This is a genomic window from Chromohalobacter nigrandesensis, from assembly GCF_023061285.1.
Classification (GTDB): domain Bacteria; phylum Pseudomonadota; class Gammaproteobacteria; order Pseudomonadales; family Halomonadaceae; genus Chromohalobacter; species Chromohalobacter nigrandesensis.
Genome location: NZ_JAKGAM010000004.1, coordinates 67,981 through 82,130, shown reverse-complemented (window position 1 = coordinate 82,130; position 14,150 = coordinate 67,981). Strand labels below are relative to the sequence as shown.

General features: G+C 58.5%; 15 protein-coding genes. 11 read left to right on the top strand and 4 right to left on the bottom strand.

The features are described 5' to 3' along the window. Positions 1-79: 79 nt before the first annotated feature. The 3 genes from L1073_RS07145 to L1073_RS07135 all read right to left on the bottom strand — a co-directional run bounded on the left by L1073_RS07145 (position 80) and on the right by L1073_RS07135 (position 1,059). Positions 80-304, bottom strand: a complete 225-nt coding sequence (locus tag L1073_RS07145; protein WP_246897971.1) for a BrnA antitoxin family protein — start codon at positions 302-304, stop codon at positions 80-82. Next, on the bottom strand, positions 282-575 hold the full coding sequence (locus tag L1073_RS07140; RefSeq protein ID WP_246897969.1) for a BrnT family toxin: 294 nt from the start codon (positions 573-575) through the stop codon (positions 282-284). Before L1073_RS07140 ends, L1073_RS07145 begins: the two co-directional genes overlap by 23 nt. 160 nt (positions 576-735) lie before the next feature. Then, positions 736-1,059, bottom strand: coding sequence for an RpnC/YadD family protein (locus tag L1073_RS07135; protein ID WP_246897968.1), 324 nt, complete (start codon positions 1,057-1,059; stop codon positions 736-738). Positions 1,060-1,274: 215 nt separating this feature from the next. Here L1073_RS07135 and L1073_RS07130 point away from each other — a divergent pair, with 215 nt between their 5' ends. The 11 genes from L1073_RS07130 (at position 1,275) to L1073_RS07080 (ending at position 12,393) form a co-directional block, all read left to right on the top strand. Beyond that, on the top strand, positions 1,275-3,005 hold the full coding sequence (locus tag L1073_RS07130) for a PilZ domain-containing protein (RefSeq protein ID WP_246897966.1): 1,731 nt from the start codon (positions 1,275-1,277) through the stop codon (positions 3,003-3,005). 198 nt (positions 3,006-3,203) lie between these two features. Further along, positions 3,204-3,557 carry a hypothetical protein gene (locus L1073_RS07125; RefSeq protein ID WP_246897964.1) on the top strand — a complete coding sequence of 118 codons (354 nt, stop codon included), beginning with the start codon at positions 3,204-3,206 and terminating at the stop codon, positions 3,555-3,557. A gap of 150 nt (positions 3,558-3,707) precedes the next feature. Beyond that, entirely contained in the window at positions 3,708-4,277 is a 570-nt protein-coding gene (locus tag L1073_RS07120) for a hypothetical protein (RefSeq protein ID WP_246897962.1), read from the top strand. A gap of 99 nt (positions 4,278-4,376) precedes the next feature. Continuing rightward, positions 4,377-4,856, top strand: coding sequence for a hypothetical protein (locus L1073_RS07115; protein WP_246897961.1), 480 nt, complete (start codon positions 4,377-4,379; stop codon positions 4,854-4,856). 102 nt (positions 4,857-4,958) lie between these two features. Further along, positions 4,959-5,336, top strand: a complete 378-nt coding sequence (locus tag L1073_RS07110; RefSeq protein ID WP_246897959.1) for a flagellar protein FlaG — start codon at positions 4,959-4,961, stop codon at positions 5,334-5,336. A 141-nt stretch (positions 5,337-5,477) separates the two neighbouring features. Then, on the top strand, positions 5,478-7,220 hold the full coding sequence (locus L1073_RS07105) for a SulP family inorganic anion transporter (protein WP_246897957.1): 1,743 nt from the start codon (positions 5,478-5,480) through the stop codon (positions 7,218-7,220). Positions 7,221-7,491: 271 nt separating this feature from the next. Continuing rightward, the gene (gene glpD / locus L1073_RS07100; protein ID WP_246897955.1) at positions 7,492-9,006 is read left to right on the top strand and encodes a glycerol-3-phosphate dehydrogenase; all 1,515 of its coding nucleotides are present in this window, start codon (positions 7,492-7,494) and stop codon (positions 9,004-9,006) included. Positions 9,007-9,190: 184 nt separating this feature from the next. Further along, positions 9,191-9,919, top strand: coding sequence for an MIP/aquaporin family protein (locus L1073_RS07095; RefSeq protein ID WP_246897954.1), 729 nt, complete (start codon positions 9,191-9,193; stop codon positions 9,917-9,919). Positions 9,920-9,970: 51 nt separating this feature from the next. Then, entirely contained in the window at positions 9,971-11,479 is a 1,509-nt protein-coding gene (glpK, locus tag L1073_RS07090; protein WP_246897951.1) for a glycerol kinase GlpK, read from the top strand. 237 nt (positions 11,480-11,716) lie between these two features. Beyond that, a complete protein-coding gene (locus L1073_RS07085) occupies positions 11,717-11,971 on the top strand; it encodes a FitA-like ribbon-helix-helix domain-containing protein (protein ID WP_246897949.1) in 255 nt (84 codons plus the stop codon). Further along, positions 11,968-12,393: a type II toxin-antitoxin system VapC family toxin gene (locus L1073_RS07080; protein WP_246897948.1), complete on the top strand. Its 426-nt coding sequence runs from the start codon at positions 11,968-11,970 to the stop codon at positions 12,391-12,393. The genes L1073_RS07085 and L1073_RS07080 overlap by 4 nt, the downstream gene beginning before the upstream one ends. Here the strand turns inward: L1073_RS07080 and cydC are convergent. After that, complete coding sequence (gene cydC / locus L1073_RS07075; RefSeq protein WP_246897946.1) at positions 12,365-14,137, bottom strand: thiol reductant ABC exporter subunit CydC; 1,773 nt, start codon at positions 14,135-14,137, stop codon at positions 12,365-12,367. The two genes, L1073_RS07080 and cydC, sit on opposite strands and share 29 nt — an antisense overlap. Positions 14,138-14,150 lie beyond the last annotated feature (13 nt).

The following is a 14,150-nucleotide window of genomic DNA, read 5'->3' as shown; positions in this document are numbered from 1 at the left end:
GTCGACTCGCAGTGCCTTTACCTCGGCCACTGTCAGCCCGGTAGCTTCGACAACCGCCGCTCTAACGCTTGATAATTGTTTACTGCCACTCAATTTTAAGGTCTTTATGTGACTGTGCGCAGTCGCGCAGATAGAGATTAATGAGGCTCTGATACGGAAGGTCTTTTTCCTCGGCAAGGTTCTTGAAATACGCAATGGTGTCTTCATCAAGTCGGATCGTAACCTGCTTCTTGAGTTTTTTGGCGTATGGATTCTTGACGGACTGAGAAAAATCGTAATGATCACGCATGTCGATACCCTTCATATGTCTTTCGCTCTCGCTTGTCTGCCTTACGCGCAGAGATGATTCGAATTGTCTCACCCTCTCTAACGCAGTGGCATACCACCAGCAAACGCGAATGAATACTCGTTGCGAGGAGTATGAACCGGTCCTCCTCATCAGAATGGTCAGGGTCTGCTATAAGTCGGCCAAACTCGTCCGTAAAAGCAGTCTTAGCCTCGTGGAACGAGACGTCATGCTTTTTGCGATTGGCAGCATCCTTGCGAGGATCCCAGTCAAAGGTAAGATGGCTCATGCATTACATTGTAGTTATAGCGTGCGTGTCGTCAAGGCGACGACTACGGTGACGCATCGGGACGACGTCTCGGTTTGTCCGCTCCAATTGGAGCACTTCAATGGGTATTCAGCGCTCGCGGGGCCGGCCAGCCGCTCGGCAGGGCTGGCCATTAGATCAGTCAGTGTCTGTCGTCGACTCGCAATTCCTGCACCTCAGCCACTGTCAGCCCGGTGGCTTCAACAATCTGTTCATCGCTCAGCACCCCCAGCTTGATCAGGTTACGAGCGGTTGCTTGCCTGGCTTCTAGCTGGCCTTCCTGACGCCCTTCCTGGAGCCCTTCTTGGCGTCCCTTTTCAAGCCCCTTCTCAAGCCCCAGACGCTCAGCCGTGTTGATGTAAGGCATTTTCTTCTCCTCCTCAATGGCGTAAACCGCCTGCAAAAACTCCGGTTCCAACCCTTTGGGCAGTTGGATCATCCAGTCGATGATATGGTTGCCAGGCACTCACCGAACATACTTAATCTACCCTACGCCCCATCCTGTCTATCTATGATATAAGGGAGACATGGTCGTTATCGGTGACGCTTCCGGCGCACCTATCCATACGGCCTGGCAGCGCAAGCACCACGTATAAGCACGATTAAAATAAAAAAATACTATTACAATAAAAGAACATACGAACCGTACATCGCCCCGGCAATGGACTCATAGGTACGCATATGCTGTCACACCAATACTCAGGCAATCACCTGGCGGGCGTTCTTCGCGCTCTGATCGCCAAGGAACACACCATAACGGTGTTTTCCAAGAAGACGACTAACCCGCTTCAGGGCGAAATCTTCAACCTGGATACGGAAACCGGGGCTTTTGATCTTAGCGTCTCCGATGAAAAGGCCGACATAGAGTCGTACATCTATCGAGGGTATTTATCCTTCGATATCGAGATCTCCGCGCCATCCGATGAGGAGGCCACGGAGATCTACAATTTCGAGAAGATCAAGGCCAAACCGCTCAGGAAGGAGGCCGATTCCTACGATATCCAGTGCCAACTGGCGGATGCGTTGTTCACCGAGGAAACGCGTGGTGCGGTACGTATTCCGCTGATCCTCGGTATGTATGCGCGTGCCAGACTCGAGGTGTTCGCCAATGAGTTGACCATCAAGGGGCGGCTGCGCAATATCTCCACCGGTGGCTGCATGATCGACATCGCCATGGAAGACAGCCTGCCGCTTTACGTCAACCAGGTGCTGCCCAGCATCACGCTGGAATTTCCCAATGGCGAGTATTTCTACGCCCGCGGATGCATACGCCACATGCGTCCTTTCGGTAGTGAGGGACATGCGGCGCTGGGCATTCAGTTCGTCGAGGTGGAACGCGACATGGAGAATACGCTGTTCCATGTCGTTTCCGAGTCCGAGCGTGAGGCCGCTTATCGGGCCGGCGTCGATGGCCGCAGCGTCAGCCAGTCGGCCGTTTACATCCCCCGGAAAAAGGAAGATAGCATTCTGAAACATGCCAGCCACAATCAGGATGATTCTCCCAACGCTCCACCGATGGTCAAGGGGGTACGGACCATCGCACGCCAACTTCAGGCCGTGCTGATCTTCACCAAGAATTGGAATACCTTCCCCGAGGAGACGCTTTACGACTGCACCGACTCATTGCTCTATCTCGTCAAGCAGAATCGCAAGGAGCTGTTATACGCGCTTTCCTTCCTGCGCGATCAACCGGAGTGGGTACGACATGCCATCCAGGTAGCCGGCTTTCTGGCGGACATGGTCACGTCGCGTGATCCGCATTCAAGTCACTTGCGCGAGGCCGTCGCAGGCACACTGATGCATACCATGGGCAAGCCGCTTTTGATGAGTGAAAAGCTTCCCTCACTGAAAGCCAACATGACGCCTCAGCAAAAAGAGCTCCTCCTCGGCCATGTCGATAAGCTGCTCGAGAAGCTCTCTGAGCTGGATTGGTACCCTAGCGAAGGCTGCCTGGATATCATCCAGAACGCTAACGAATTGCTCGATGGCAGCGGTTACCCTGCGGGCAAGACGGGAGATGAACTCTCGGAGCTCGTCAAGCACATTTCCGTCATCAAGGCGGTCAATAAATACACGCATGCACGCAATGGTGTTGAGCCATGCACACCACTGGATGCTTATCGCTGGGTGCATGAACACGACGAGCTCTACGACCACGCGATTCTCACCGAGTACATCCAACAATACGGCTTATACCCCATCGGCAGCCTGGCCAAGTTTTCTAGAGGCTTCCTCGCTTGGATCATGGATATCGATAGCAAGGGCGTACCGACCCAGGTTCATGTCGTCAAGAACCTCGCTTTTATCGATGCGCATATCGATACCGTCTTGTCATCGACCGATTTCATGCAAATTGGCCGGCTCGTAGGTATCGTCAATCCTGACGACCACCGCGTCGATCATAAGCATTGAATCAAGAAGAACAACGCGAATTAAAGTTCAACACGCATGGGCCGATAAGATGCACGTAGGTATCGCGACCGTTTCAAGTGCCGTGACTACCGACACTCGCTGTGTATGACGCTTGCCAACCGGCGAGCCTTGGGCCAGCTTGGCTGGCCCTTTTGTCATCCATCTCATTTTATGGCCTTTTATCACTCAGGCATTGCCATGTCTTCTCCCCGTACCCAAATCACCGTCAATGAGCTGAATGACGAGATCGTGCCGCGCCTCGATCTGGTCGAGAGGTTGATCAATACGACCCTGGCGTCGCTCATCGAAACCACCGAATCCGCCGAGGAGCGTGAGCGCCGCGAGGATCAGAAGCGCCGTTTCGAGCTGATGCTGCTGTCCATCCGCATGAATGTCGCCAGCGTATCGCGCCGCCATGCGACGGTGATCCGCGCCACCCAGAACGGCGACCGTACTGGCAGTTCTCTCTTGCAGTTGGATGAAAACGAGGCCATCGCCCTGGATAACGCAAGATTACTCTACGATCAGGTCAAGGCGCATGCGCGCCAGTAGTGCTGCGGCACGTATTAGCTGCTGCGCGTATTAATCGTCTGATTTGTGCGCTCATGACGAAAGTACGTGCGTAACTTTAGACTGGAGTACTTGATTTTTTCGTGTAATGCGTTAAACCTCCTGGACTTATTTGAATATGGCTAGCACACCATGCGGACATTATTGCGCAGTCAGATCTTTCTCGTGGTGATATGGGTAGCGGTGATGGCAACCCTGCCTTATACGACATACAAAATATTGCTCTTCCAACGCTATGCACCGTCACTACTCAGTGCCCACTTGCCCGCGTTGCTCTTTGCCAATATTGCCATGATCGTGCTTCTGGTCGGTATATTGCTGCTAGTGACCTCTGCTCATTCGCAGTTGCGTCAGGGCCATTCGCAGAGCCAGCGTGAAGCACCGCCGTCGCCTGCCCCCCAGCCCAAGGCGCGTCCCTCAGGCTCGCCGCGCCCAAAAAAAGAAGAGGCACCCGCCAACCCCGCCAGCACCGGTCTTCAGCTCGTCGACATCGGCGCGGAAAGTCCTTTGCACAGCCGCTTGCCGCTCGGCGCGGTGGTGATATCGGTCAATGGTACCGCCGCGACATCACTCGCAGCGGCTGAATCGGTGCTCAAACCGGGGGTCAATGAACTCGACTGGTTAGACGAAACCGGCAAACGCAACATGGCGTATGTGATGGTGCGCGACGGCAAACTGCATGCCGAATTTCGGCCCGTTTAATACGCGCCGTTAAAGTTTGGGCGGGCATCGCCGATAACTACTTAGCAGGGCATTACACCGTTATTATCGCGCTAACGAAGAAAAAAAGTGAGGCACCCGATGACCCATATCGGTACATTCATCACCGAATCCGACACCAGTATTCAAGAGAAGCTGAACCATGCCCTTGAAACGCTTCTCGAGCGCGACGCCCCCCTGCTCAAGGCATCGGCGACGGAGCGTTCGCTCTCCTTCCGCCTGGCCATGTATCTGCAACAGGCGTTTCCCGATTGGGATATCGATTGCGAATACAATCGCTGGTCGGGGCCTTGCAAACGCACCCGCCACATGACCTGCGTGACCAATACCGCCGACACCGATGCGCGTACTGCCTACCCCGACATCATCATTCATCACCGCGGAACCCACGAAAATCTTGCCGCCATCGAGGTGCAAAAAAGCACCAACAGCTTCGGTAAGCATCAGGACATCAAGAAGATCCAAGCTTACAAGCACGATAGCAGCTTTTTACATGCCTTCTTCGTCGACATCGGTGTCGGCGACGATGCCGGACACACGCACATCGACATGATGACGTGATCCGGTTGCCAGCGAGTGCTCTGGGCCTCTCTCTGAAAAGCGCCTACCGCTTGAACGAGGCCGCACTCGACAACAAGATCGATAACAACGCAGGGGACGTATATGTCGTCGAACATTCCTGAATTTCCCGTCAACAGCGGTCCTGCCACCGCCAACATCACACCCAACCCGCTGAGCGGCCGCCAGCGACTGGACATGGCCCTGGCCCACATCCAGCCCGATAATGATGCGCTGGGGATCTCGGCGTCATCATCGGACTTGACCATGAGCGAGCTCGCCAAGCCCATCGACCGCGTCAACGCCGTCATGCGCTCCTATAACATCCAATTCGAGTTGTCGGAATACGAGGGGCGGATCGTGACCCGTATCGTCGACCGCGAAAGCCAGGAACTGATCCGCCAGATCCCCAGCGAAGAAGTGCTGCGCATCGCCGAAACCCTGGCGCAACGCCAGGGCCGGCTTGTCGATTGGGAAGCGTGATTTTAGCAGACGCCTTGCGTCACCCCTTCGCACTTGCACACACGGCCCGCACGCCGCACCATTAGTGACTATTAGCAATACTTCTAGCGTTATATCTTTTCGCTCAGAAACCTGACCTCCTTGCACACCAACGAGACCCGGATGCTCAAGCGTTACTTTCCCATTGTCGAATGGCTGCCAGGCTACGATCGCCAAACGCTATCCCAGGATCTCTTCGCCGCCGTCATCGTCACCTTGATGGTCATCCCGCAAGCGCTGGCCTATGCCCTGCTCGCCGGATTGCCGGCGGTGACGGGGCTTTACGCCAGCATGCTGCCGTTGATCGCATATACCGTCTTCGGCACCAGCCGCACGCTGGCGGTGGGGCCAATGGCAATCGTCGCTCTGATGACGGCCGCAGCGTTATCAAACATCGTCGCCACGGGGACCGTCGCCTACAGCGAGGCCGCCGCAACGCTGGCGTTCTTGTCCGGCGGCATGCTGATGCTGATGGGCGTCTTCCGGCTGGGCTTCTTCGCCAACTTTCTGAGTCATCCGGTCGTGTCCGGCCTGCTCAGCGCCTCGGGCGTGTTGATCGCCACTAGCCAACTGGGCAACTTGCTGGGCATCACGATGTCCGGCTTCACGCTGATCGAACAGCTCGCTGGGCTAATCACGCACTGGCAGGATTTCAACGTACTCACCGCCTTGATCGGTCTCGGCTCGCTGGCGTTTCTGGTGGGAATGCGCCGCGCCGGTCCCACGCTGCGCCGTCTGGGCATGACTACCACCTTGAGTGGCTTCATCACCAAGGCCGGGCCGATCATTGCCGTCATGATCTCGACCCTGTTGGTATGGGCATTCAACCTGGAGGCGTACGGCGTGGCCGTGGTCGGCGAGATTCCGCGCCATCTCCCACCATTGGCGCTGCCCTCGCTCGACCCGACCTTGATCAGCACGCTACTCATGCCGGCGTTTCTGATCAGTCTGGTGGGCTTCATCGAGTCGGTATCGCTGGCACAGATGCTGGCCGCCAAGCGTCGCCAGCGCATTGCGCCCGATCAGGAACTCTTCGCGCTGGGCGGCAGCAACCTCGCCGCCGCCGTGAGCAGCAGCATGCCAGTGACGGGCAGCCTGTCGCGCACGGTAATCAACTTCGATGCCGGCGCACGCACGCCGGCCGCCGGCAGCTTCGCCGCCCTGGGCGTGGCGCTGGTGACGCTCTACCTCACGCCGCTGATCCACTTTCTGCCCATCGCCACGCTCGCCGCCAGCATCATCGTCTCGACCTTCACGTTGCTCGACGCGCGCGGCCTCAAGCGTACCTGGCACTACTCGAAGCGCGATTTCGCCGCCATGCTGGCGACCATCGTGCTGACCTTCGTCAGCGGCGTTGAAGTCGGCGTAATGGTCGGCGTGGGACTTTCATTGGCACTGTTCCTCTACACCACCAGCCGACCGCATAGCGCCCTGGTGGGCCGCGTTCCGGGCACCGAGCACTTCCGCAACGTCGAGCGCTACACCACCGAACACGACCCCAGCGTGGCACTGTTGCGCGTCGACGAAAGCCTTTATTTCGCCAACGCACGCTATCTCGAGGACACCGTCTACGCCATGGTCGCCGAACGCCCGGCGCTCAAGCATGTCGTGCTGATCAGCTCGGCGGTCAACCTCATCGACGCCTCGGCACTGGAAAGCCTCGAAGCCATCAACTCCCGCCTCAACGACTCGCAGGTCAAACTGCACCTCGCGGAAGTGAAGGGCCCGGTGATGGACCGGCTCAAGCAAAGCGACTTCCTCGACCACCTCACCGGCGAGGTCTTCCTCAGCACTTATCACGCCTGGGAAGCGCTACACGATGAGAAAACCGTCGTGAAACCGACTCAGGACGCCTCGTCTTCTTAGCCTTCCACCAGCGCCTTCACCTTATCGACGACATGCTTGCCGACGGGGATCGCTAATATTCTGATCCGAATTTCGAAATTTTCACATCGATTCGCTTTTTCACTGACGAACCCCACCATGCGCTCACCGAGGCCCTATCAGGTCGGCCTCGGGTCCATATGCTCGATCTCAGCCATAGACCGACATAGCGTCTACTACTTTTTGCCTAATTAAAAATGTTCGATTCCGCGCCACAATGATCTAACTCGAACACTAGTGAGCGGATCCGAACATGCGCAACGAACCCTACGATCTGATTGTCATCGGCGGCGGTATCAACGGTGCGGGCATCGCGCGTGATGCGGCAGGCCGTGGTCTTTCGGTGCTACTCGTCGAGGCGGATGATCTCGCCAGCCATACGTCATCCGCTTCGACCAAGCTGATCCACGGTGGCCTGCGTTATCTCGAGCAGTACGAATTCAAGCTCGTGGCCAAAGCCCTCTCCGAGCGCGAGATACTCCTCAAGGCGGCACCGCACATCATCTGGCCGATGCGTTTCATCCTGCCCCACCAGAAGCATTTACGTCCGGCCTGGATGATCCGCACCGGGCTTTTCATGTATGACCATCTGGGTGGACGACAGACGCTCGAAGGCTCGCAAGGCATCAAGTTTGCCGACCATCCGGCAGGGGCGCCTCTGAAGCCCGAGTTCACCAAGGGCTTCGTCTACTCGGACGCCTGGGTTCAGGATGCCCGGCTGGTGGTGCTCAACTGCATGGATGCAGCCAATCGTGGCGCCCGCATCATGACCCGCACGCGTGCCGAAACTGCCGTACGCGGCTCCGATGGATGGACCGTCACCCTGCGCACCGCCGAGGGCGAGTCGATCGAGGTCGCCGCCCGCGGACTGGTCAATGCGGCCGGGCCCTGGGCCGTGCGCTTTCTCGACGAGGCCACTTCGCTGGATCACCCGTATTCGCTGCGCCTGATCAAGGGCAGCCATATCGTGGTCAACAAGCTGTTCGACCATGCCTACTCTTACATCTTCCAGCAGCCCGATGGACGCATCGTGTTCGCCATTCCCTACGAGCGCGACTTCACGCTCATCGGGACGACCGACGTCGAGCACGATGGCGCCCCCGGCGAGGCCACCATCGCGAAAGACGAAATCGAGTATCTCTGCGAGTCGGCCAATCGCTACTTCGAACAGTCTATCGCCCCTGGCGATATCGTCTGGAGCTACTCCGGCGTACGCCCCCTGCTCGATGATCACGAGGACAACGCCAGCGAGATCACTCGCGATTACCGCATCCAGCTCGATACCTCCGCTGGCGCTGTACTGCTCAACGTCTTCGGCGGCAAGTTGACGACCTATCGGCGGCTGGCTGAAGACGCTGTCGATCAACTGGCTCCCGAACTCGGCCACCAAGCAAAAGCCTGGACCGGTAAAGGTCATCCACTGCCCGGTGGCGAAGAAGCGAAACCCCAGCATCTGTTCGAGTCGCTACAGGCCAGTCATCCCTTCATTCCACTGGGCATGGCCAATCGCATGGTCTTCAACTACGGCACCCGCGTGCGCGACATCGTGGGAGACGCCAAAAGTCTGGACGATCTGGGTGAGCACTTTGGTGCCGATCTGTATGCCGCCGAAGTCGATTATCTGCGCGATCACGAATGGGCACACACGGCCGAGGACATTCTCTGGCGGCGATCCAAGCTGGGGCTGCGTCTCGATGAAAACGAACAACACCGGCTCGCCGATTACCTCACCTACTCCTCCGCCGAGTCGACTGAAGCCGATACATAGACATAGGAGCACACCACGTAGCGCATAGGAATAAAGACACCCATTCAATCGCCATCCGCACGAGTGGCACAACAACAAGGAGGAAAATCATGACTCGCCAGCTTACCCGCATCTCCAGCGACATTGCAGGGCATGCAAATCCCGCCTTATCCGCGCGTGATTCCCATCACAGGGAGGAATACTCATGGACATCGTAGAAACGATACTGGTCCACGAGATCGCTGGAACGGCATTTCTGACGCTGCTGGGTTGCGGCGTGGTGGCCAACGTCCTGCTTAACAAAACGAATGGCAACGGCAGCGATGGCATCGTGATCTTCTTCGGCTGGGGGCTTGCCGTGTTCTGCGGTGTGTACGTTGCCTTCGATACCGGTGCGCATATCAATCCAGCCGTGACATTAGCCCTGCTGATCGGCCCGGCCAAAGAGTATGCCGAGGGTATTCCGATCAACTTCGTCACCACCCTCACCTACTTTGTGGCCGAGTTCATCGGCGGTTTTCTAGGGGCGATCGTTTGCTATCTGGCGTACAAGAAACAGTACGACGACACCGAAGATGGCGCGCTCAAACTCGCCACTTTCTCCACGGCACCGACCATCCGATCCTATGGCTGGAACTTGGTCAGCGAGATCATCGGCACATTCGTGCTGATCTTCGTGATCCTCATGTTCGGTAACACGCCGTCTGGCCTCGGACCCTTGGCGGTCGCGCTATTGGTGGTCTCTATCGGGGCTTCGCTGGGCGGGACGACCGGCTATGCCATCAATCCGGCGCGCGACCTGGGCCCGCGCATTGCCCACGCCGTACTGCCCATCAAGAACAAGGGCTCTAACGATTGGCGCTATGCGTGGGTACCGATAGTGGGCCCTGTCATCGGCAGCACGTTGGCGGCGCTTGTTGCCTACGTCTACTAACCCGTTCAGATTGATCGATTTTTTCGCAACGAACACGAGGAGTGACCTTCCATGAGCAATGCAAAGAAATACATACTCGCGATCGACCAAGGTACGACCAGTTCCCGCTCGATGCTATTCGATCATGACGGTCAGATCGCCGGCATCGCTCAGCGCGAGTTCGAGCAGATCTTCCCGCAGCCGGGCTGGGTGGAGCACAACCCGCGCGACATCATGACCAGCGTGCTGACCACGCTCACCGAGGTGATCAACAATACCCAGGTCGATGTCTCGGAAATTGCCGGCATCGGCATCACCAACCAGCGCGAAACCACCGTCGTGTGGGACAAGAACACCGGGCAGCCGGTCTATAACGCCATCGTCTGGCAATCACGCCATTCGGCCGAGATCTGCGATGAGCTGCGTGAAGCCGGGCATGCGGATATGATCCGCGACAAGACCGGGCTGGTCATCGATGCGTATTTCTCGGGCACCAAGCTCAAGTGGATCTTCGATAACGTCGACGGCGTCAAAGAAAAAGCCGACAACGGCGAGCTGCTGTTCGGCACCATCGATTCCTGGCTGGTGTGGAACCTCACCGGCGGTGAGGTGCATGTCACCGACGTGACCAACGCTTCGCGGACGATGATGTTCAACATCCGCAACCGTCAATGGGACCCGGAACTCCTCGAGTTGTTCGGGGTGCCCGAATCGATGCTGCCCGAGGTCAAATCCTGCAGTGAAGTCTATGGCACGGTGCTGCCGAAATATTTCTTCGGCAATGAACTGCCCATCGCAGGTATGGCCGGTGACCAGCAAGCCGCGCTGTTCGGCCAGGCCTGCTTCAAGCCTGGCATGGCCAAGAACACCTATGGCACGGGCTGCTTCACGCTGATGAACACCGGCCCGGAAGCCACGGCCTCTGAAAACGGCCTGCTCACGACCGTCGCCTGGGAAATAGACGGCCAGCTCGAATACGCTCTGGAGGGCAGCGTTTTCGTCGCCGGTTCAGTGATCCAGTGGCTGCGCGACGGCCTGCGCATGCTGGGCAAGTCTTCCGATTCAGAAGCCTATGCCGAACGCGCCGGGGACAACGACGGCGTCTACCTCGTGCCGGCGTTCACCGGTCTGGGCGCGCCCTACTGGGATTCCAACGTGCGCGGCGCGATGTTCGGCCTGTCACGCGGCACGAGCAAGGAACATTTCATTCGTGCGGCGGTGGAGTCCATGGCCTACCAGAGCGCGGATGTTCTCCACGCCATGCAGGCCGATGCGGGTCTCGAGCTCACCGAACTGCGTGCCGACGGCGGCGCCATCGCCAACGATTTTCTCGCCCAATTTCAGGCCGACATCCTAGGCACGGATGTTCTGCGTTGCGCGATCAACGAAACCACCGCGCTGGGTGCCGCCTATCTAGCCGGCCTGGCACTGGGCTTCTGGGAATCACGCGAGCAGATTGCCAAGCAATGGGTCATGGATCGCCGCTTCACCCCCCAGATGGGCGTAGAAAAGCGCGACGAACTTTATGAGGGCTGGAAGCGTGCCGTCCAAGCGACCATGGGCTTTCATGTCGCTTCGTAAGCCGCGTTCAAGCCTTGCAGAGTCTCCATCGCACGCGGACGGCTCCCGGTAGCAAGTTGGATGGTTCGTATCGCCGGCAACAAGGCCCGAGTCCCGTTTTCCACGAGGCTCGGGCCTTTTACGTTTTATCTATAACATAGATGCACAAACCGACACTTGTTTTTTGCTTGCATATACCTATATTGAAAGCATATTGAATGCATTTAATATGTATGGGTGCAGAAGGAGAAACACGCTATGGGCATGATGTCAGTCAGGAATATTCCCGAAGAAGTACACAATGCGCTGAAAGCACGCGCCAAACGGCACAACCGTAGCGCCGAGGCTGAGGTGCGCGCCATTCTGGAAGAAGTCACGCGGCCAGAGACACGCCTTCACATGGGCGATGCCCTGGCTGATGTGAGCCGTCAGGCTGGGCTGACCAATGAAGACGTTACCGTCCTTGAGCAAGTACACGACAAAACGCCGGCAGAACCACTGAGGTTTGAATGATCGTCTTGGATACCAACGTCGTTTCCGAGGCCATGAAGCCCGAACCTGATCCGGTCGTGAGAGCTTGGCTCAATGAGCAGTCGGCCGAAACGCTCTACCTGTCCAGTGTCACATTGGCAGAGCTGCTGTTTGGCATCGCAGCACTGCCCGATGGAAGGCGCAAGAACAGGCTGAACGAGGCTTTGAACGGCCTTATGGAGCTTTTCAAGGGACGCTTCTTGTCCTTCGACACCGACGCTGCTCGCCAGTATGCCAAACTGGCTGTAGCAGCTAGAGCTGCCGGGCAAGGCTTCCCCCTACCGGATGGCTATATTGCAGCCATTGCCATGTCACAGGACTGCCAGGTTGCGTCCCGTGACACGGCACCGTTTAAAGCGGCCAATGTAGACGTCATCAATCCCTGGGATCAGAAAGGACGCTAGCGTCACCCTTCGCGAAGGCGTGTTTCACGGCTGCATGTAATGCTAACGCCCTATCGCAAAGCGGTAGAGCGTCACAGTTATGAGCAAACATCAGCGCCGTGCGCCCGTCGAGCCAGGTGTCGAGACGCTCGGCCACCGTCGCCGCCGTGGTAGCGTCCAGTCCCGCCAGCGGTTCGTCGAGCAACACCAGCGGCGCATCGCGGAGGATCACCCGAGCCAGCGCCACGCGGCGTGCCTGCCCGCCGGAAAGCTGCCGCCCGGCCTCACCGACCCAGGTCTCGAGTCCGTGCGGCAGTTGGCGCACCCAGCCATCCAGATCGACGATCCATAGCGCCTGCCACAAGGCACGCTCGACGGCCGCTTCGTCCAGGTCGTGGTTCACCGGCAATCCCAGACGCAGATTGTCCGCCAGCGAGGCATGAAAGAGCTCGGTGTGCTGGGTCAGGTAAGCAAGCCGTCCGCGCAACGCTTGCGGCGCCAAGCGGCGTAAATCTTGTCCGTCCAGTTGCACGCTGCCTGCGTCGGGGTCGAACGCGCGGACGACCAGTTGGGCAAGGCTCGACTTGCCACTACCCGAGGGGCCCAGCACGGCGAAACGCTCACCGGCAGCCACATGCAGAGTGACGTCTTCGAGCGCAGGCGTAGTGCCCATGCCCGGGTAACGCAGCGTCACCGCCTCGAAGGTAAGCGACGGCGCCTCGTCACTCGTCAGAGTGGTCTCGCCGTCGTCACTCGCAGGCACCGCCGCCTCGGCATTGAGCCGCGCGGCGGCCGTACGCGTGGCCCCGAGTTGCACGAAGGCGCCCGGCAGCATGGCAAGGCCTTCATTCAGCGCCAGTACCGCCAGCGGCAACATGCTTGCGACGGGCGCCGATATGTCGCCCGCAGCGAACGCCAGCAGCGCCAGGCAGAGTATCGCCACGGCGGCGCCTTGCACGGTCAAAGTCACCAGTGCATTACCCAGTGCGGTGCGGTGGCCCAGACGCCGCTGATCGTCGAGCAACGCCCGCTGTTCGTGCTCTACCTTCTCCCGGTGGGTTCCGAGTACGCCGAAGGTGCGCAGCTCGGCCAGGCCTTGTAAATGCTCCAGGGCGCGCACGCGCAAGCGTTCCAGCGTCTCGACGCGTCGCGCGCTGGGCCCACGCCCTGCCACGGCCATGCCCAGCGTGACGATCATCCACAATGGCAGCATGATCGCCAGCAGCACGCCGCCCAGTGCAGGCATGGCCAGTGCCAGAATGCCGGCGACGACGAGAATCGCCAGCAGCCCCACCAACGGCGGCGCCAGTAAGCGCAGGTAGAGATTGTCGAGCGCGTCGATGTCGGCGGTCAGCCGGTTGAGCCATTCGCCGGCGCGATAGCGCGCCAGTTCACGCCCCGACAGTCGCGACAAGCCGGCAAAGGTCCGTCCGCGAATATCCGCCAGCAGGCGCAGCACGGTGTCGTGGTTATAGAGCCGCTCGGCGTAACGCGCGGCGGTGCGTCCCACGGCGAAGAAGCGAATCCCGCTACCCGGCGTGAAGACGTCCAGCGTCGCCGCGCCACCCGCCGCGAGCGTCATGCCGGTTAACGCGGTAGCGGTAATGAACCATCCCGACAGCGTCAGCAGACCGATGGCGAACAGCAGCGTCGCCAGCATCAGCAACGCCCCGATCAACAAGCGTGTACGCCGCTCGGCCATCAGGCGCAACCATGGGCCCAGCGCCTTTCTAGTGGACCCTTTCATGATAGTGGACCCTTTCATGATAGTGGGCTCC